Here is a 17504-nt window from a genome sequence, read left to right as displayed (position 1 = left end):
TTTACACATTTTGCTCATTCTACCACGTTACCATCGCGCGTAGACTTATCGTCAAACGCTGTACACTGAGGACGAAAAATGAGCAACATTCTGATTATCAATGGCGCGAAAGAATTCGCGCACTCGAAAGGCCAACTGAATGACACCCTGACCGAGGTCGCGGACGGCTTCCTGCGCGACGCCGGGCATGATGTTAAGGTTGTGCGCGCCGACAGCGATTACGACATTAACGCGGAAGTGCAGAACTTCCTGTGGGCTGACGTGGTTATCTGGCAGATGCCAGGCTGGTGGATGGGTGCACCGTGGACGGTGAAAAAATACATGGACGATGTGTTCACCGAGGGCCACGGCTCGCTGTATGCCAGCGACGGCCGCACACGATCTGACGTCACCAAAAAATACGGTTCTGGTGGCCTGATCCAGGGCAAAAAATACATGCTGTCTCTGACCTGGAATGCCCCAATGGAAGCGTTCACGGAGAAAGAGCAGTTCTTTGAAGGCGTGGGCGTAGACGGCGCGTATCTGCCATTCCACAAGGCCAACCAGTTCCTGGGGATGGACTCGCTGCCAACCTTTATCGTCAACGACGTAATTAAAATGCCGGATGTCCCGCGCTATATAGCAGAATATCGCAAGCATCTTGCGGAAATTTTTGCTTAACTGGTAGCCTGGAATTAAAGGAGTAGTTAACCATGCTTACTGTTATCGCAGAAATTCGTACTCGTCCAGGTCAACATCACCGCCAGGCGGTGCTGGATCAGTTCGTGAAGATCATCCCGACCGTACTGAAAGAAGAAGGCTGCCACGGCTATGCGCCGATGGTCGACGCCACCACCAATGCAAGCTTCCAGGCCACCGCGCCGGACTCGATCATGATGATTGAACACTGGGAAACCGTGGCGCATCTTGAGGCGCATCTGCAGACCGCGCACATGAAAGCGTGGAGCGAAGCAGTGAAAGGTGACGTGCTGGACACCCATATCCGCATCCTGGAGCAAGGGGTTTAGTTTTGTGGTCACTGCCGGGTAAGCGCCAGCACCGCCCGGCATCTCATCAAGCGCGCTTTTTCCCCGGATTTAACCCACGATGAAATTCGTTGATACGCTTCATCGACTTAATGGTGCGCTGCGGCTCCGTAGAGGCGACGGACAAAATCATCATCTCCAGACACAGCAACACCGTGCCGTGTAACGGGATCTTACCCTTCTCCCCCCCTCGCGGGACGTGGATCACCACGCTGGCCTCTTTGCTGAAACGAGAATCGAGAGCGTTGGTCAGTAAAATGGCGGGAATGCCCAGCCGCTTTGCTTCGCGCAGGGTCGTCTGCCCTTCCCGATGGGCAGATTTTTGCGCCATCATTACCAGCACATCACCACGCTGGAGGGCAATCAGCTGTTCGGCAAGACCAATCCCGGTGCGGTTGAGCGGCGTCGCGGGCAAACCAATGCGGCTGAACAGCCGGGCAGTATACTCGGCCAGAATACCGGATGCGCCAATACCAAAAATGGCGACCTGCTTCGCCTGTGCCAGCAGCGACACCGCCTGGGCCATCGCATAGCGGTTGTGCGGTTCGGACAACACCTCGCAGGTGTGCTGATGCCCCTCCAGCACGAAATCAATGCTCGCATTGACGTCGCTGGCGAGCGTATTCACCGTGGTGGACATCTTTTCGCTGGAGGTAACGACCGGGCCGAACCACTGCTCCAGCGTCTGTTTCAGATCGCGTAGCCCGGCAAAGCCCAGCGCCTGAATCGCGCGCACAACCGTGGCATCGGAGGTTTTCAGCAGGGCGGCAATCTCCATTGCCGTCTGCTCCATCACCGCTTCCCGGTTCTCATTGATATAACGCGCCACCTGCAGCAGACGCGGCGTCAGCTGGTGCCCTCGCGAGCGGAAGCGGTCGCCGTAGACATCCACCCGCGCTTTGTCTTTACGGATCACTGTGACACCTCCGGCAGCGGACGCCCGGCAATGTGCGACTGCACCTGCGCGGCCATCAGTCCTAAGGAGGCGAACGAGTTCGAAATGGCCTCTTCACGGGAGATCAGCACGTAATGCCCGGTTCGGCAGGCTTTGAGGAACTGACACCAGCCCGGCATCACCGAATCCATCGCCGCCAGCTCGTCCTGCGGTTTGCCACCGGTATCCCCGCGCCAGGTGGCAAAGACAACATCGGCATCCAGCTCCGGCAGACGCTCGGCGCTGACGTCGATACGTCCGCCGTCGGGGATGTTTTCAATCAGCGGTGGGAAGGTGAACCCCGCGTCGCGCAGCACGCGTCCCAGCGAGTGGTAGCTGTGCATGGCGGTGATTTTGCCCTGATTCGCCTGAATCACCGACACGGGTATTTTTCGGGTGTCGATAGTCGCCCTGAGCGCCTTGATTTGTTCCTGATAGCGCCGCTCCAGGATCGCCAGCCGCGCCTGTGTACCGGTGAGCTGTGCCAGCTTGCGGTAGATCTCCGGCGCGCCGCCGTCAAGGTGATCAATACTCACCGTCGGGGCGATTTTCTCCAGTTGTCCGACGGGGGTATTACGGGTCGGCTCGGTAATGATCAGATCCGGCTTCGCGGCCGCAATGGCTTCAATATCGATATCCGCAGTGCCAATAAATTTAATGTCGGAATTATCGAAATCAACGCCCGTCAGCATTCCGCTGGAGCGCAGAAAATGGCTGCCGTCCGGTCGGGTACGTCCGTGGCTGGCGACGGGGGGTACCCCAAGCTCAATCAGGGGAATGGTGATATCCAGGTCATGTAGCGAGACGATCCGTTTCGGATGAACCGGCACAACGACCTTGCGCCCCAGATCGTCGGTAAACGTCTGCGTCGGCTCCGCCGCATTTACCGCAAACCCCGCCAGCAACAGTATCGAAAAAAGTACACGCATCATATTCCCCTAAAATCTGTCCCGACGCTGCCAGAGCAGCAGCAGGAAAAATGGTCCGCCAGTCAATGAAATCACAATCCCCGCGGGCAGTTGCAGCGGTAAAAATGCCAGACGCCCGATGTTATCGGCCAGCAGCACCAGCAGCGCACCCAGCACTGCACTTCCCGCCAGTAGCGCGGTTTGTCCGCCACGTAGCAGCAGGCGCGCCATATGCGGCGCAATAAGCCCGACAAAACCAATGCTACCCACGCAGGAGACGCAGGCCGCCGTCAGTATCACCGGGGCAAACACGCGCAGCAGCGCTAACCGTGAAGTACGCACGCCAAGCCCGGTTGCGGTCTGATTGCCAAGCAACGCCACATCAGCAGCGCGGGCGGTAAACAGCAGCAGAGCACACGCGGGTAATGCCCAAACCACCGTAATACTGACCAGCGTCCAGTTTGCTGCATGCAGACTCCCTGCCAGCCATAGCATCGCCGTCTGCACGTCGCGCACGTCGGCGGTAGTCATAAAGACCCCCATTGCCGCAGCAAATGCCCATGAAACGCCGATACCGATCAGGATAAATCGCGGGCGCGAGATGTCGCGCGCCAGTGCCACCACCAGCAGCGCAGTCAGCAGCCCACCGGTCATACCAACCAGCGGACGCCAGAACAGGCTCAACGCCGGAAACTGAAAAATCAGCAGCAGTACCGCCGCACTACAGCCCTCTTTCACGCCGATAAGACCTGGGTCAGCCAGGCCATTGCGGGTGATAGACTGCATGGCCGCCCCCGCCATACCCAGCATTGCCCCACATAACACCGCCATCAGCAGACGCGGCAGTCGGATATCCATCACGATGTAGCGCGCATCCGCTTCCAGGCTTTGCGGTGAAAACAGCGCGCGCCCGATGGCAGAAGCGGGAATGGCAAGCGAACCGTGCGTCAGGCCAAAACTCAGCAACAACACGCTTACCAGCGTGAACAGCGCCAGACACCGTAGCGCCTTCGGGCGAATCAGCGTTGAGAAAGGGCCGATGCGGAACGCGCGTAATCCTGCCCGGTTCATTTGAACATCCTCGAAGCCATAAAGATAAAGACGGGAGCACCGACCAGAGCGGTCATGACGCCGGTTGCCAGCTCATACGGCGTGAACAAAGTGCGGGCAGCGATATCTGCCAGCAGCAAAACCAGCGCTCCACACAGGGCCGACAGGGGCACCATTACGCGTAAATCCACCGACACCAGTCGGCGGATCAACTGCGGTACTACAAGGCCGATAAAGCCAATCGGCCCGGCAATGGAGACGGCAGCCCCGCAGAGCAGTGCAATTGCCAGCAGAGCGAAAAGGCGGGTCTTCAACAACGATACGCCAAGCCCCTGCGCCATCCTGTCGCCTAACGCCAGCATGTTGAGTGATGGTGACAACCAGAGAGCCAACCCAAAACCGGCGGTGGCAGCCCAGGTTGCACTGAGGATCGTCTCTGCCTTTATTCCGGCAACATCGCCCGCCAGCCAGGTACGCATGGCAAGCAGCGTCTGTTCATCCAGAATCAGAACCGTGGCGGTAATCGACGAGGCAAATGCCGACATCGCCACGCCGCACAGCGTGACTTTCATCGGCGTGAGCCCGGTACGCCCGGCGGAGGAGAACACCAGTACCAACAGAAACAGCGTGGCGGCCCCGGCAGCGGCAATCAACGGGCGACCAGACGGTAACGCCAGCCCGAGCGCGCTGGTCAGCACCACTGCCAGCGCCGCGCCCGCATTCAGCCCCAGAATATGCGGCTCACCCAGCGGGTTGCGGATCACGGATTGCAGTAATACACCCGCCACGCCAAGCGCTGCCCCCGTCGTCAGGGCGGCCCAAAGCCGTATCAGACGCAGCCTGATGATGACGTTATGGTCGAAATTACGCGGGTCGAAATCGAGAAATGCCTGTACCACTGTCTGTGGAGTAATAAAGCGCGCGCCAATACCCAGATGCGCAATCGCCCCCATCAGCAGCAACAGAGCGAAAAGTACAAAAACCAGAGAGATGCGCATCATGGTTTGTCGGCAACCTGGCGAAACGGCATAAAGAACGGTTTGCCGGTCAACGGATTAAGCGACATATGTACGTCGACGTCGAATACGGTTTTGATTAGCTCCGGTGTGCAAACATCCCCCTCGTGAAGCACGCCCTGCACTTTTCCCTGGCGTAAAAAGACCAGTGAATCACCGTAGTTCACGGCGAAGTTGAGATCGTGCAGTACCACCACGACGGTGCGCCCATGCTGGCGGGTCAGGGTGTGCAGCAGCTCGAGAATTTCTACCTGATAGCGGAGATCGAGAAACGTCGTTGGCTCATCCAGCAGGATGTACGGCGTTTGCTGCGCCAGCGCCATCGCTATCCAGCAGCGTTGACGCTGGCCGCCCGACAGGCTTTCAACAGGCAAATGAGCAAACGCCGCTGTACCGGTCAGGCGCAGCGCCTCTTCAACGGCCAGCTCATCTTCATCGCTCCACTGGCGCATAAAATTCTGCCAAGGAAAGCGCCCGCGTGATACCAGCTCAAAAACGGTTAAGCCCTCCGGCAACAGCGGAGACTGAGGCAGGATGCCAAGCTGGCGGGCAACGTCTTTGGTCGGTTGTCCATGAATCGCTTTACCATCCAGCAGCGCGGTACCGCCAAGCGGTTGCAGCAGACGAGCGATAGTGCTCAGCAGCGTGGATTTTCCACAGCCGTTTGCCCCTACCAGCACGGTTATTTTCTGCTGAGGGATCGCAAGGGAGATATCATCGACGATGATTTTTTTCTGATAGCCCGCAGAGAGGTTCTCCAGAACCAGTCCCGGTTTTTTCGTGTTGTGAGCCACGTGAACGCCAACTTAATAAGAAAACCAACAAATAAAAATAAAACTCATTCTCTTTTGAGAGTTTGCCGCTGCGCCATGTAGTAGTCAAGAGAAGAAACACCCTTGCAACACCAGGGATAATTACGCGGCACTACAAAAACAAAATTGTTTTTAATTTATTTATTTTCATATTGTTACCCATTTACCAACCTGCCCACTCTGCACGTTTTTCAGCTGTAGCCGATTTTTGCTTTTTTCCATTTACTACTACATCCATGCATGATTGAATGATTCTCAATTACATGTTCGACGCCAGCGATGGATAACGAACAGACCGTAAGGGCAATGACTCACACATTCTTCCGCGAGCTTTTCATCGCAGGATATTTCGGGAAAACAGATGTAATGGCTAAGTTCACACCTTCACTCTCTGGGGTAAAAGGGCGCGCGCTCTTTTCACTTTTGTTCATGGTACCTCTGGTACACGCAACAGAAACCGCAACGGCTCAGGAGGGTGAAACGCTCACCGTCACTGCCGATCCCAATGCCACAGCCGATGCCACCAACGGCTATCAGTCGCTGAATACCTCCACCGCTACACTGACCACTATGCCGATGCTGGACATCCCGCAGGTGGTGAATACCGTCAGTGATAAAGTGCTGGAAGATCAACATGCCACCACGCTCGACGAGGCACTGTATAACGTCAGTAATGTGGTGCAAACCAACACGCTGGGTGGTACGCAGGATGCGTTCGTGCGTCGTGGTTTTGGCGCTAACCGTGACGGTTCGATCATGACTAACGGCCTGCGCACCGTGTTGCCGCGCAGCTTTAACGCCGCAACCGAACGTGTGGAAGTGCTGAAAGGCCCGGCCTCCACGCTGTATGGCATTCTCGACCCGGGTGGTCTGATTAACGTGGTCACCAAACGCCCGGAAAAAACCTTCGGTGGCTCCATCTCTGCCACCTCCACCAGTTTTGGCGGCGGAACAGGACAATTTGACGTCACAGGCCCGGTTGAGGGCACGCGTCTGGCATATCGCCTGACGGGTGAGTATCAGGACGAAGATTACTGGCGTAATTACGGTACCAATCGCAGTACCTTTATCGCCCCATCGCTGACCTGGTTCGGCGATGACGCCACCGTGACCGTGCTCTACTCGCATCGCGACTATAAGACACCGTTCGATCGCGGAACGATCTTCGATCTCAACACCAAACAGCCAGTGAAGGTTGACCGTAAAACGCGCTTTGATGAGCCGTTCAACATCACCGATGGTCAGTCCGATCTGGCGCAACTCAATGCGGAATATCGTCTCAACAGCCAGTGGACCGCGAAGTTCGACTATAGCTTCAGCCAGGATAAGTACAGCGACAACCAGGCACGCGTAATGGCCTACGATGCTAAAACCGGCAACCTGACGCGCCGCGTGGACGCCACGCAGGGTTCAACCCAGCGGATGCACACCACCCGCGCGGATCTGCAGGGGAACGTAGATATCGCAGGGTTCTATAACGAGATCCTCACTGGCGTGTCGTATGAGAATTACGATCTACTGCGCACGGATATGATCCGCTGTAAGAACGTTAAAGATTTCAATATCTATCACCCGACTTACGGCAACCTGAGCAAATGCACCACCGTCTCGGCATCCGACAGTGACCAGACAATTAAGCAGGAGAGCTACTCCGCCTACGCCCAGGATGCGCTGTACCTGACGGATAAATGGATCGCTGTCGCCGGGATGCGCTATCAGTATTACACCCAGTATGCGGGGAAAGGCCGTCCGTTCAACGTCAACACCGACAGTCGCGACGATCAATGGACGCCGAAGCTGGGGGTAGTCTATAAGCTCACACCGTTCGTCTCGCTGTTTGCCAACTATTCCCAGACGTTTATGCCGCAGTCGTCCATTGCGAGTTACATTGGCGACCTGCCACCAGAAACGTCCAATGCCTACGAAGTGGGTGCCAAGTTTGACCTGTTCAGTGGCATTACCGCCAATATTGCGCTGTTTGATATTCACAAGCGTAACGTGCTCTACACCGAAAGCGTGGGGGATGAAACCGTCGCCAAAACCGCAGGCCGCGTACGTTCACAAGGCGTAGAAGTGGATCTGGCGGGTTCGCTGACCGAGAACACCAATATTATCGCCAGCTATGGTTATACCGACGCAAAAGTGCTGGAAGATCCGGACTATGCGGGCAAGCCACTGCCAAACGTGCCACGCCATACCGGGTCACTGTTCCTGACTTACGATATTCATAATGTGATCGGCGGAAATACCCTGACGATCGGCGGCGGTGGACACGGCGTAAGCCGTCGCTCAGCCACCAACGGTGCGGATTACTACCTGCCAGGTTACGTCGTGGCGGATGCGTTCGCGGCGTATAAGATGAAACTGCAGTATCCGGTGACGTTGCAGGTCAACGTGAAGAACCTGTTTGACAAGACATACTACACCTCATCTATCGCGACCAATAACCTGGGCAACCAGATTGGTGACCCACGCGAAGTGCAGTTTACGGTGAAGATGGAGTTTTGATGTAAAAAAGCCCGGTGGCGCTCACGCTTACCGGGCCTACGATCCCTCCCCTCTCCCTGTGAAAGAGGGTTAGGATGAGGATATCAGGCCTCAATATCCGCCATATCGCCTTTCTCCTGCAGCCAGTTACGTCGGTCTTCTGAACGTTTCTTGGCAAGCAGCATATCCATCATGGCATTGGTTTGCTGTTCGTCTTCGTCGCTGATAGTCAACTGCACCAGACGGCGGGTATTCGGATCCAGCGTGGTTTCGCGCAGCTGCATCGGGTTCATCTCACCCAGCCCTTTAAAGCGCTGAACGTTCGGTTTGCCCTTCTTACGCTTGAGCTGCTCCAGCACACCGGCTTTCTCTTCTTCCGTCAGCGCGTAGTAAACCTCTTTGCCGAGGTCGATACGGTACAGCGGTGGCAGCGCCACGTGGACGTGACCGTTTTTCACCAGCGTACGGAAATGCTTCACAAACAGCGCGCACAGCAGCGTGGCGATGTGCAGACCATCGGAGTCCGCATCCGCGAGGATACAGATCTTGCCATAGCGCAGCTGGCTCAGATCGTCGCTGTCCGGATCGATGCCGATCGCCACGGAGATGTCGTGTACTTCCTGCGAGGCCAGCACTTCATCCGAAGAGACTTCCCAGGTATTCAGGATCTTACCCTTGAGCGGCATGATCGCCTGATATTCACGATCGCGCGCCTGCTTGGCCGATCCCCCTGCCGAGTCCCCTTCCACGAGGAACAGCTCGGTGCGATTAAGATCCTGTGCAGTACAGTCCGCCAGCTTGCCCGGCAGCGCAGGGCCGCTGGTCAGCTTTTTACGTACGACCTTTTTCGCCGCACGCAGACGACGCTGGGCGCTGGAAATCGCCATTTCGGCCAGCATTTCCGCAGCCTGAACGTTCTGGTTCAGCCACAGGGTGAAGGCATCTTTCACCACGCCGGAAACGAACGCCGCACACTGACGTGATGACAGGCGTTCTTTGGTCTGCCCGGCAAACTGCGGATCCTGCATCTTCACGGACAGCACGTAGGCACAACGATCCCAGATGTCTTCCGCCGACAGCTTCACACCACGCGGCAGAATGTTGCGGTATTCGCAGAATTCGCGCATCGCATCCAGCAGCCCCTGACGCAGACCGTTGACGTGCGTACCGCCAAGCATGGTCGGGATCAGGTTGACGTAGCTTTCCGTCAGCAACTCACCGCCTTCCGGCAGCCACAGTAGCGCCCAGTCCACCGCTTCGGTATCACCCGAAAAATTACCGACAAACGGTTTTTCCGGCAACGTCGGCAGGCCGTTTACCGCTTCGCACAAATAGTCGTTAAGACCATCTTCGTAGCGCCAGCTCTGCTCGGTGTTGTTGACGTTATCTTTAAAGGTAATTTCCACGCCCGGGCAAAGTACCGCTTTAGCTTTCAGCAGGTGCGTCAGGCGAGAAACAGAAAAACGTGGGCTGTCGAAGAAGCTTTCGTCAGGCCAGAAGTGAACGCTGGTACCGGTGTTACGTTTTCCGCATGTACCGACGACCTGAAGCTCCTGCACCTTGTCGCCGTTTTCAAACGCGATGTTGTAAACCTGGCCGTCACGGCGAACGTTCACTTCCACGCGTTTAGACAGGGCGTTTACGACGGAAATCCCCACGCCATGCAAGCCACCGGAGAACTGGTAGTTCTTATTGGAGAACTTACCGCCCGCATGCAGACGACAGAGGATCAGCTCAACGGCCGGAACCCCCTCTTCCGGGTGGATATCCACCGGCATACCGCGACCGTCGTCAATGACTTCCAGCGACTGATCGGCATGCAGGATAACGTCAACGCGTTTGGCATGGCCTGCCAGCGCTTCGTCCACACTGTTATCAATAACTTCCTGGCCCAGGTGGTTTGGGCGCGTCGTATCGGTGTACATCCCCGGGCGGCGGCGAACCGGCTCAAGCCCGGTGAGTACCTCAATGGCATCAGCGTTATAGGTTTGCGTCATGATTTAAACTAGCAATTCGCATTGATTGTCAGAGGCTGTGCAGTCCAAGAAAATCGACAATCTGGGTGAAATGATCCTCAAAGCCCGTGAAAGCATGGTTTCCGCCCTCTTCTATAGTCTGGCGGCAGGATGCGTAATACGCCACTGCCTGGCGGTAATCCAGCACTTCATCACCCGTCTGTTGCAGCAGCCAGATGAGATCGGGCGCTTCAAGCGGGTCTACCTGCATAACTTTGAGATCGTAAATATGGCGAGACTCTAGCACATATTGTTGGCCGGTGTAGGGGTTCTCGTTCTGTCCAAGAAAGTCCCTCAGCAGCTCAAATGGCCGTACCGCCGGGTTAACCACGACAGCGGGCAGCATAAAGCATTGCGACAGCCAGGTGGCGTAATAGCCGCCCAGCGATGAGCCAACCACGCCGAAGGATTCACCGCCGTGTTCCAGAACAATAGATTCAAGCATCTCCGCCACATCTGCCGGGTAGGGCGGCAGCTGCGGAACGATCATCTCAACGTGCGGATGATGCTCGCTCAGCCACTGGCGAAGCTGTGTCGCTTTTGCGGAACGCGGTGAGCTGTTGAACCCATGAAGATAGAGAAGCGTAGACATCAATAGCCTTCTGAAGCGGTATCCGGGCGGAATTTTGCACCTGACAAACGGCACACTTCCGTGGTCAGCGAACCATCGGCGTGCAGTTCCAGCCAGCGCCAGCCCGGTGCGATAGTATCCAGGGTAAAGTTGGCGCAGTGTGGCTTAAACTGAACGCAGGTCGACGGGGTTGCAAGCAGGCGGCGACCGTTCCAGTCGAGATCCTGCTCCTGGTGAATATGTCCGCACAGCAGGTTTTTCACCCGCGGGAACTTCACCAGAACGCTGTCCAGTGCCGCAGAGTTGCGCAGACTGTGTTGATCAAGCCAGCTACAGCCCGCTGGCAGTGGGTGATGATGAAGCAACAGCAGCGTATGACGCGACGGCTCAGCGGCCAGTTTGTTTTCCAGCCAGTCGAGCTGAAACTCGCTTAACTCACCATGTGGGACACCAAATACCTGGCTGTCGAGCAGTAATATCTGCCACTGGTCACCCGCAAACACACACTTCGCCGGAGAAATTCCCGCCTCATGGAGTGAATTGTACATAGCAGGCTGGAAATCATGGTTGCCCGGCAGCCAGACGCAAGGCACGCTGAAGCTCGCGATCCCCTCAGCAAAATGCTGATAGGCCGCGGAGGATTGATCCTGCGCCAGATCGCCCGTTGCGACAATCAAATCGCATGCGCGGTTTTCGGCATGAATCGCGCTAAGTACAGCCTGATAACTCTCCCAGGTGTTCACGCCCAGCAGAGTCTCATGCTTTTCGGCAAAAAGGTGAGTATCGGTGATTTGTAATATCCTGACTGGTGCCCCACCAGCAACAGTCAGGTTCAACAGGCTTTCCAAATGGTGTCCTTAGGTAGGTTTATGACGCTAACAAACCGGAATCGCCATTGCTCCATGTGCTAAACAATATCTTAGCCAGTCGGCTAAAAACTGGTTAATTTGATGCTTTTCGTCGCGTTGATGCAACTTTTTATTCGGGTAATCATATCGCGCTTTGAAGCGAAAGATCTGCTGGCTTGAACACACTTCAGCGACCATCGCGTCGTGATAGAGACGTACCGTCATCGACGGCAGACTCCAGTAGCTAATGCTGGGAGCCGTTTGCTCAATCTCCACCAGCGTAGTGTAGCGCGTTGATTCTGTTATCGTTAACCGATACTGCGCGTTGCTCACCTGATAGCTCACCGTTTCGCCGGGTGCGTCGTTTTTCGGCAACAGGCGGCGCAATTGTGCGAAATTGGTTTCGCACAGGCGCATCATTTCTGGGAAGTCAGGTGTATAGCGCTTCATTTTTTCCACTCGTTTCGTAATGTCTGATAATGCAGTTGCAGCCATTGCAGAGCGATGACAGAGGCTGCGTTGTCGATTTTCCCCTCTTCAACCCACTGGTAAGCCTGCTCCCGGCTCACCACATGAACCCGAATATCTTCGTGTTCTTCAGCCAGACCGTGGATCCCATCCGCCGTCGTGGCGTCCACTTCGCCCACCATAATGGACAAGCGCTCACTGGTACCGCCCGGGCTTGCCAGATAGCTCAGCACCGGTTTCGTACGACCGACAACCAGCCCCGCCTCTTCCAGCGCCTCGCGGCGGGCAACGTCTTCGACCGATTCCCCCTCTTCGATCATCCCGGCCACCATCTCCAGCAGCCACGGACTTTCGCTTACGTCATAAGCGGCAATTCGAATTTGCTCAATAAGGACAACTTCATCGCGCACTGGGTCAAAGGGTAGCAAGACTGCCGCATGCCCGCGCTCAAAAATTTCGCGCCGAATTTCGCCGCTCATCCCACCATTGAACAGGCGATGCCTGAAACGGTAAAGATCCATCGAAAAAAAACCGCGATAAAGCGTTTCTCGTGCAATAATTTCTACATCGTTTTTGGCGAATGTCACTGGCAACTTGTCTGTTTTTTGCATGAGTCGAGTCCTGGTAGCAATGGTGATGAAATTATGAATTTCAAGGCTGTTTGGCTGCCGTTTGTAAGGCTATATGGTAGATTGGTGCAAATTACCGCCAGATGGCACGTAACGCCAACCTTTTGGTGTGGAAGATTCTGTTAGAATCGGCAATTATTTTTAATTAGATCAGCGCTAATACTGCTTCACAACAAGGAATGCAAATGAAGAAATTGCTCCCCATCCTTATCGGCCTGGGCCTGACGGGCTTCAGTGCAATGAGCCAGGCAGATAACCTGTTACAGGTCTACCAGCAGGCACGTCTGGGCAACCCTGATTTACGTAAATCGGCGGCCGATCGTGATGCTGCGTTTGAAAAGATTAACGAAGCGCGTAGCCCATTGCTGCCGCAGTTAGGCTTAGGTGCAGATTATACCTACAGCAACGGTTTCCGCGATAGCAACGGCATTAACTCCAATGCCACCAGTGCATCACTGCAACTGACGCAGACGCTGTTTGATATGTCTAAATGGCGCGCACTGACGCTGCAGGAAAAGAGCGCAGGTATCCAGGATGTGACCTATCAGACCAACCAGCAAACGCTGATCCTGAACACCGCGACCGCCTACTTCAACGTGCTGAGCGCGATTGACTCGCTCTCCTATACCGAAGCGCAGAAACAGGCCATTTACCGCCAGTTAGATCAAACCACTCAGCGTTTCAACGTCGGCCTGGTGGCGATTACTGACGTCCAGAACGCCCGTTCACAGTACGACAGCGTACTGGCCAACGAAGTGACCGCGCGTAACAACCTCGACAACGCGCTGGAATCACTGCGTCAGGTCACCGGTAACTACTACCCTGAGCTGGCTTCTCTGAACGTCGACAGCTTCAAAACCGATAAGCCGCAGGCGGTAAACGCCCTGCTGAAAGAAGCGGAAAACCGTAACCTGACGCTGTTACAGGCGCGTCTGAGCCAGGATCTGGCTCGCGAGCAGATCCGTCAGGCGCAGGATGGCCACCTGCCAACCCTGAGCCTGAGCGCCTCTACCGGCGTTTCTGATACCACCTACAGCGGTTCAAAAACCAATACGGCCCAGTATGACGACAGCAACATCGGTCAGAACAAAGTGGGTCTGAACTTCTCCCTGCCGCTGTACCAGGGCGGTATGGTGAACTCCCAGGTAAAACAGGCGCAGTACAACTTTGTTGGCGCGAGCGAGCAGCTGGAAAGCGCACACCGCAACGTGGTGCAGACCGTACGCTCGTCCTTCAACAACGTGAACGCCTCTATCAGTAGCATCAACGCTTATAAACAGGCCGTTGTCTCTGCCCAAAGCTCTCTGGATGCGATGGAAGCAGGCTACTCGGTCGGTACGCGTACCATCGTTGACGTTCTGGATGCGACCACCACGCTGTACAACGCCAAGCAGCAACTCTCCAGCGCACGTTACCAGTACCTGATTAACCAGCTGAATATCAAACAAGCGCTGGGTACGCTGAACGAGCAGGATCTGCAGTCGCTGAACAGCGCACTGGGCAAGCCGATTTCGACTTCGCCTGAAAACGTTGCACCGGAGAACCCGCAGCAGGTTGCCGCCGTTGATAACTTCAACGGTAACAGCAACACCCCTGCTGCACAGCCAGCGGCAACGCGTTCCACGACGCCTGCCAGCAACGGTAATAATCCGTTCCGTCACTAAGCATTGCCTGATGGCGTTGCGCTTATCATGCCTGATTCACCGCAGGCCGGGTAAGCGCAGCGCCACCTGATGTAAAATCACACTCAAACGTAAGCCAACGTAAAGATCCCCCTGATTCAGCCCCTCTTCGCTTCATTTTCAACCACTCATCCTCTATCCTGAGCGTTATTACCACTGGGTCCAGGAAGACAAAGATGAAACGGACAAAATCCATTAATCACGCTTCGTTCCGCAAAAGCTGGAATGCGCGTCACCTTACACCTGTCGCACTGGCGATCACTGCCGTCTTTATGCTGGCGGGCTGTGAGAAAAGCGACGAAAATGTATCGCTGTATCAAAACGCGGACGACTGCTCTACCGCTACCGGTAAAACCGCAGAATGTACTACGGCTTATAACAATGCCCTGAAAGAAGCAGAACGTACCGCACCGAAATATGCCTCACGCGAAGACTGCGTAGCGGAATTCGGTGAAGGCCAGTGCCAGCAAGCACCGGCTAAAGCGGGTACCGCGCCAGAAAACCAGGCGCAGGCACAGTCCAGCGGCAGTTTCTGGATGCCGCTGATGGCAGGCTACATGATGGGTCGCCTGATGGGTGGCGGTGCAGGCTTCCAGCAGCAGCCGCTGTTTAGCTCGAAAAACCCGGCCAGCCCGGCTTACGGTCAATACACCGATGCCAGCGGCAAAGGCTACGGCGCAGCAACGCCAGGCCGTACCATGACCGTCCCTAAAACGGCAATGGCACCAAAACCGGCGACCACCAGCACCATAACCCGTGGCGGGTTCGGTGAATCTGTCGCGAAACAAACCACCATGCAGCGTAGCGCGACGGGTTCCTCTACCCGCTCAATGGGTGGTTGATCATGGAACGAGTCAGTATCACCGAGCGCCCGGACTGGCGTGAAAAAGCCACCGAATACGGTTTTAACTTCCACACCATGTACGGCGAACCGTACTGGTGTGAAGATGCTTACTACAAGCTCACGCTTGCTCAGGTTGAGAAACTGGAAGAGGTAACGGCAGAACTGCACCAGATGTGCCTGAAGGTGGTGGAAAAAGTCATCGACAGCGACGCACTGATGGCGAAGTTCCGCATTCCAAAACACACCTGGAGCTTTGTGCGCCAGTCGTGGAAAACCAGCCAGCCATCGCTTTACTCGCGTCTGGATCTGGCGTGGGACGGCGTGGGTGAACCTAAGCTCTTAGAAAACAACGCCGATACGCCAACCTCGTTGTACGAAGCGGCGTTCTTCCAGTGGATCTGGCTGGAAGACCAGGTCAATGCCGGGAACCTGCCGGAAGGCAGCGACCAGTTCAACAGCCTGCAGGAAAAGCTGATTGAGCGTTTCGCTGAGCTGCGTGAACAGCACGGTTTTAACCTGCTGCATCTTGCCTGCTGCCGCGACACGGAAGAAGACCGTGGAACGGTTCAGTATTTGCAGGACTGCGCAGCCGAAGCGGAAGTGGCGACCGAGTTCCTTTATATCGAAGATATCGGTCTGGGTGAGAAAGGCCAGTTCACCGATCTGCAGGATCAGGTGATCAGCAACCTGTTCAAACTCTACCCGTGGGAATACATGCTGCGCGAAATGTTCTCCACCAAGCTGGAAGATGCGGGCGTGCGCTGGCTGGAACCTGCCTGGAAGAGCATTATCTCCAACAAAGCTCTGCTGCCGATGCTGTGGGAGATGTTCCCGAACCACCCGAATCTGCTGCCTGCATACTTTGCGGAAGACGACCATCCGCAAATGGAGAAATACGTTATTAAGCCGATTTTCTCCCGTGAAGGGGCGAACGTGTCGATTATCGAAAACGGCAAAACGCTGGAAGCGGCCGAAGGGCCTTACGGCGAAGAAGGGATGATCGTCCAGGAATTTTATCAACTGCCGAAGTTTGGCGACAGCTACACGCTGATTGGTAGCTGGCTTATCAACGATCAACCCGCCGGGATTGGTATTCGTGAAGACAGAGCGCTGATCACCCAGGATCTGTCACGATTCTATCCACATATTTTCGTAGAGTAGAGTGCAGCCCGATGCTCTCACCCCGCCCCTCTTCCACAGGAAGAGGGAGCAAGCACGACAAACGGTAACCTCTGGTTGCCGTTTTGCTTTGATTACCCTATCTGCACCGACAGCATACTCAAACTGCCCATTTCAATGCCATCAACCGGAAGGGTAATCGGTTCCTGGCCGTCCCACGCGCCTAAGACATACAGCAGAGGCAGGAAGTGATCCGGCGTTGGGTTGGAGAGCGACCCCCCTTCACTTTCCATGTAGTTCACCAGCGGGTGCTGTTCAACCGGGCCTTGCCAGGTCAGATTGGCTTTTACATAGTCGTTAAAGGATGTCGCCCACGGGTACGGTGTGTTTTCGCCGTGCCAGCGTGCCGTGCGCAGGTTATGCACCACGTTACCGCTTGCGACCAGCATAATACCTTCATCACGAAGGCGGGCCAGTTTACGCCCCATCTCCATGTGCCAGGCTGCCGGTTTGGTGCTGTCGATGCTCAGCTGCACCATCGGGATATCAGCATCCGGGTACATTTTAATCAGCACACCCCACGAGCCGTGGTCAAAACCCCACGCTTCTTTATCCAGTGTGACCGGAACAGGTGCCAGCAGATCCACCAGCTGTTGCGCCAGCTCCGGAGAGCCAGGAGCAGGGTAATGCGTGTCGTACAGTGCCTGCGGGAAACCACCGAAATCATGAATGGTTTTCGGGGCTTCCATCGCGGTGACGCCAGTACCACGCGTGAACCAGTGTGCAGAAACCACCACAATCGCTTTCGGGCGCGGCAACGTCTCACCCAGATGACGCCAGGCGCGGGTATAAACGTTATCTTCCAGAACGTTCATTGGGCTGCCGTGGCCTAAAAACAGTGCAGGCATACGTGAAGAAGTCATGGCGATATCCTTACAGAAGGTGTCAATTTAATGGTGCTACATTACGCGTAATCTGGCGAGGATGAACGCAGATAACCGTGATGATCATCATCAGGAAATTTGAATGTAAGGAATGTGTAAAGCATAACAACCTCACTCGCTTTGGCCGCAATGAATCATTAATATAAATGAGA

The 17504-nt window shown here is 55.6% G+C and carries 17 protein-coding genes; 6 read left to right on the top strand and 11 right to left on the bottom strand.

Features of this window, described 5'->3' with window-relative positions; all coding sequences use genetic code 11:
* The first annotated feature begins 78 nt into the window (after window positions 1-78).
* Both ACHHZ6_RS06845 and ACHHZ6_RS06840 read left to right on the top strand, forming a co-directional pair.
* On the top strand, window positions 79-660 hold the full coding sequence (locus tag ACHHZ6_RS06845; protein ID WP_182272646.1) for an NAD(P)H-dependent oxidoreductase: 582 nt from the start codon (window positions 79-81) through the stop codon (window positions 658-660).
* Between the two features lie 32 nt (window positions 661-692).
* Entirely contained in the window at window positions 693-1007 is a 315-nt protein-coding gene (locus tag ACHHZ6_RS06840) for a putative quinol monooxygenase (RefSeq protein WP_182272647.1), read from the top strand.
* Between the two features lie 46 nt (window positions 1008-1053).
* Here ACHHZ6_RS06840 and ACHHZ6_RS06835 read toward each other — a convergent pair whose 3' ends face one another.
* From ACHHZ6_RS06835 to ACHHZ6_RS06815, 5 genes are read right to left on the bottom strand one after another with little or no spacing between them, the layout of a single operon-like run.
* A complete protein-coding gene (locus tag ACHHZ6_RS06835) occupies window positions 1054-1941 on the bottom strand; it encodes a MurR/RpiR family transcriptional regulator (RefSeq protein WP_395121967.1) in 888 nt (295 codons plus the stop codon).
* Window positions 1938-2888, bottom strand: coding sequence for an iron-siderophore ABC transporter substrate-binding protein (locus ACHHZ6_RS06830; RefSeq protein WP_395122018.1), 951 nt, complete (start codon window positions 2886-2888; stop codon window positions 1938-1940). Before ACHHZ6_RS06830 ends, ACHHZ6_RS06835 begins: the two co-directional genes overlap by 4 nt.
* A gap of 9 nt (window positions 2889-2897) precedes the next feature.
* Window positions 2898-3938 (bottom strand): iron ABC transporter permease, encoded by a 1041-nt coding sequence (locus ACHHZ6_RS06825; RefSeq protein ID WP_182272649.1) that lies wholly within the window; start codon window positions 3936-3938, stop codon window positions 2898-2900.
* Window positions 3935-4918 (bottom strand): FecCD family ABC transporter permease, encoded by a 984-nt coding sequence (locus tag ACHHZ6_RS06820; protein ID WP_395121965.1) that lies wholly within the window; start codon window positions 4916-4918, stop codon window positions 3935-3937. The genes ACHHZ6_RS06825 and ACHHZ6_RS06820 overlap by 4 nt, the downstream gene beginning before the upstream one ends.
* On the bottom strand, window positions 4915-5727 hold the full coding sequence (locus ACHHZ6_RS06815) for an ABC transporter ATP-binding protein (protein ID WP_182918960.1): 813 nt from the start codon (window positions 5725-5727) through the stop codon (window positions 4915-4917). Before ACHHZ6_RS06815 ends, ACHHZ6_RS06820 begins: the two co-directional genes overlap by 4 nt.
* 384 nt (window positions 5728-6111) lie before the next feature.
* Between ACHHZ6_RS06815 and ACHHZ6_RS06810 the strand changes: the two genes are divergently transcribed.
* A complete protein-coding gene (locus ACHHZ6_RS06810) occupies window positions 6112-8253 on the top strand; it encodes a TonB-dependent siderophore receptor (protein WP_395121963.1) in 2142 nt (713 codons plus the stop codon).
* A gap of 83 nt (window positions 8254-8336) precedes the next feature.
* Here ACHHZ6_RS06810 and parE read toward each other — a convergent pair whose 3' ends face one another.
* From parE to nudF, 5 genes are read right to left on the bottom strand one after another with little or no spacing between them, the layout of a single operon-like run.
* Window positions 8337-10229: a DNA topoisomerase IV subunit B gene (gene parE, locus ACHHZ6_RS06805; protein ID WP_182272653.1), complete on the bottom strand. Its 1893-nt coding sequence runs from the start codon at window positions 10227-10229 to the stop codon at window positions 8337-8339.
* A 28-nt stretch (window positions 10230-10257) separates the two neighbouring features.
* Entirely contained in the window at window positions 10258-10839 is a 582-nt protein-coding gene (gene yqiA, locus ACHHZ6_RS06800; RefSeq protein ID WP_182272654.1) for an esterase YqiA, read from the bottom strand.
* Window positions 10839-11666: a 3',5'-cyclic-AMP phosphodiesterase gene (cpdA, locus tag ACHHZ6_RS06795; RefSeq protein WP_182272655.1), complete on the bottom strand. Its 828-nt coding sequence runs from the start codon at window positions 11664-11666 to the stop codon at window positions 10839-10841. The genes yqiA and cpdA overlap by 1 nt, the downstream gene beginning before the upstream one ends.
* Window positions 11667-11693: 27 nt before the next feature.
* Window positions 11694-12116 (bottom strand): DUF1249 family protein, encoded by a 423-nt coding sequence (locus tag ACHHZ6_RS06790; RefSeq protein ID WP_014833293.1) that lies wholly within the window; start codon window positions 12114-12116, stop codon window positions 11694-11696.
* On the bottom strand, window positions 12113-12745 hold the full coding sequence (gene nudF, locus ACHHZ6_RS06785; protein WP_182272656.1) for an ADP-ribose diphosphatase: 633 nt from the start codon (window positions 12743-12745) through the stop codon (window positions 12113-12115). Before nudF ends, ACHHZ6_RS06790 begins: the two co-directional genes overlap by 4 nt.
* Window positions 12746-12948: 203 nt before the next feature.
* On the opposite strand from nudF, the gene tolC reads away from it, so the two are divergent.
* The 3 genes from tolC (at window position 12949) to ACHHZ6_RS06770 (ending at window position 16450) form a co-directional block, all read left to right on the top strand.
* Window positions 12949-14427, top strand: coding sequence for an outer membrane channel protein TolC (gene tolC / locus ACHHZ6_RS06780; RefSeq protein ID WP_182272657.1), 1479 nt, complete (start codon window positions 12949-12951; stop codon window positions 14425-14427).
* Window positions 14428-14621: 194 nt separating this feature from the next.
* Window positions 14622-15287, top strand: a complete 666-nt coding sequence (locus tag ACHHZ6_RS06775; protein WP_182918962.1) for a DUF1190 family protein — start codon at window positions 14622-14624, stop codon at window positions 15285-15287.
* Between the two features lie 2 nt (window positions 15288-15289).
* The gene (locus ACHHZ6_RS06770) at window positions 15290-16450 is read left to right on the top strand and encodes a glutathionylspermidine synthase family protein (protein WP_196390504.1); all 1161 of its coding nucleotides are present in this window, start codon (window positions 15290-15292) and stop codon (window positions 16448-16450) included.
* A gap of 92 nt (window positions 16451-16542) precedes the next feature.
* On the opposite strand, the gene ygiD is transcribed toward ACHHZ6_RS06770, so the two are convergent.
* Window positions 16543-17331, bottom strand: coding sequence for a 4,5-DOPA dioxygenase extradiol (gene ygiD, locus ACHHZ6_RS06765; protein WP_395121960.1), 789 nt, complete (start codon window positions 17329-17331; stop codon window positions 16543-16545).
* Window positions 17332-17504: the final 173 nt, after the last annotated feature.

It is taken from the genome of Enterobacter cloacae complex sp. 2024EL-00214, assembly GCF_043945575.1.
GTDB lineage: Bacteria > Pseudomonadota > Gammaproteobacteria > Enterobacterales > Enterobacteriaceae > Enterobacter > Enterobacter cloacae_P.
Note: the sequence above shows the minus strand (reverse complement) of the source record. Positions and strands in the feature narration are given on the sequence as shown.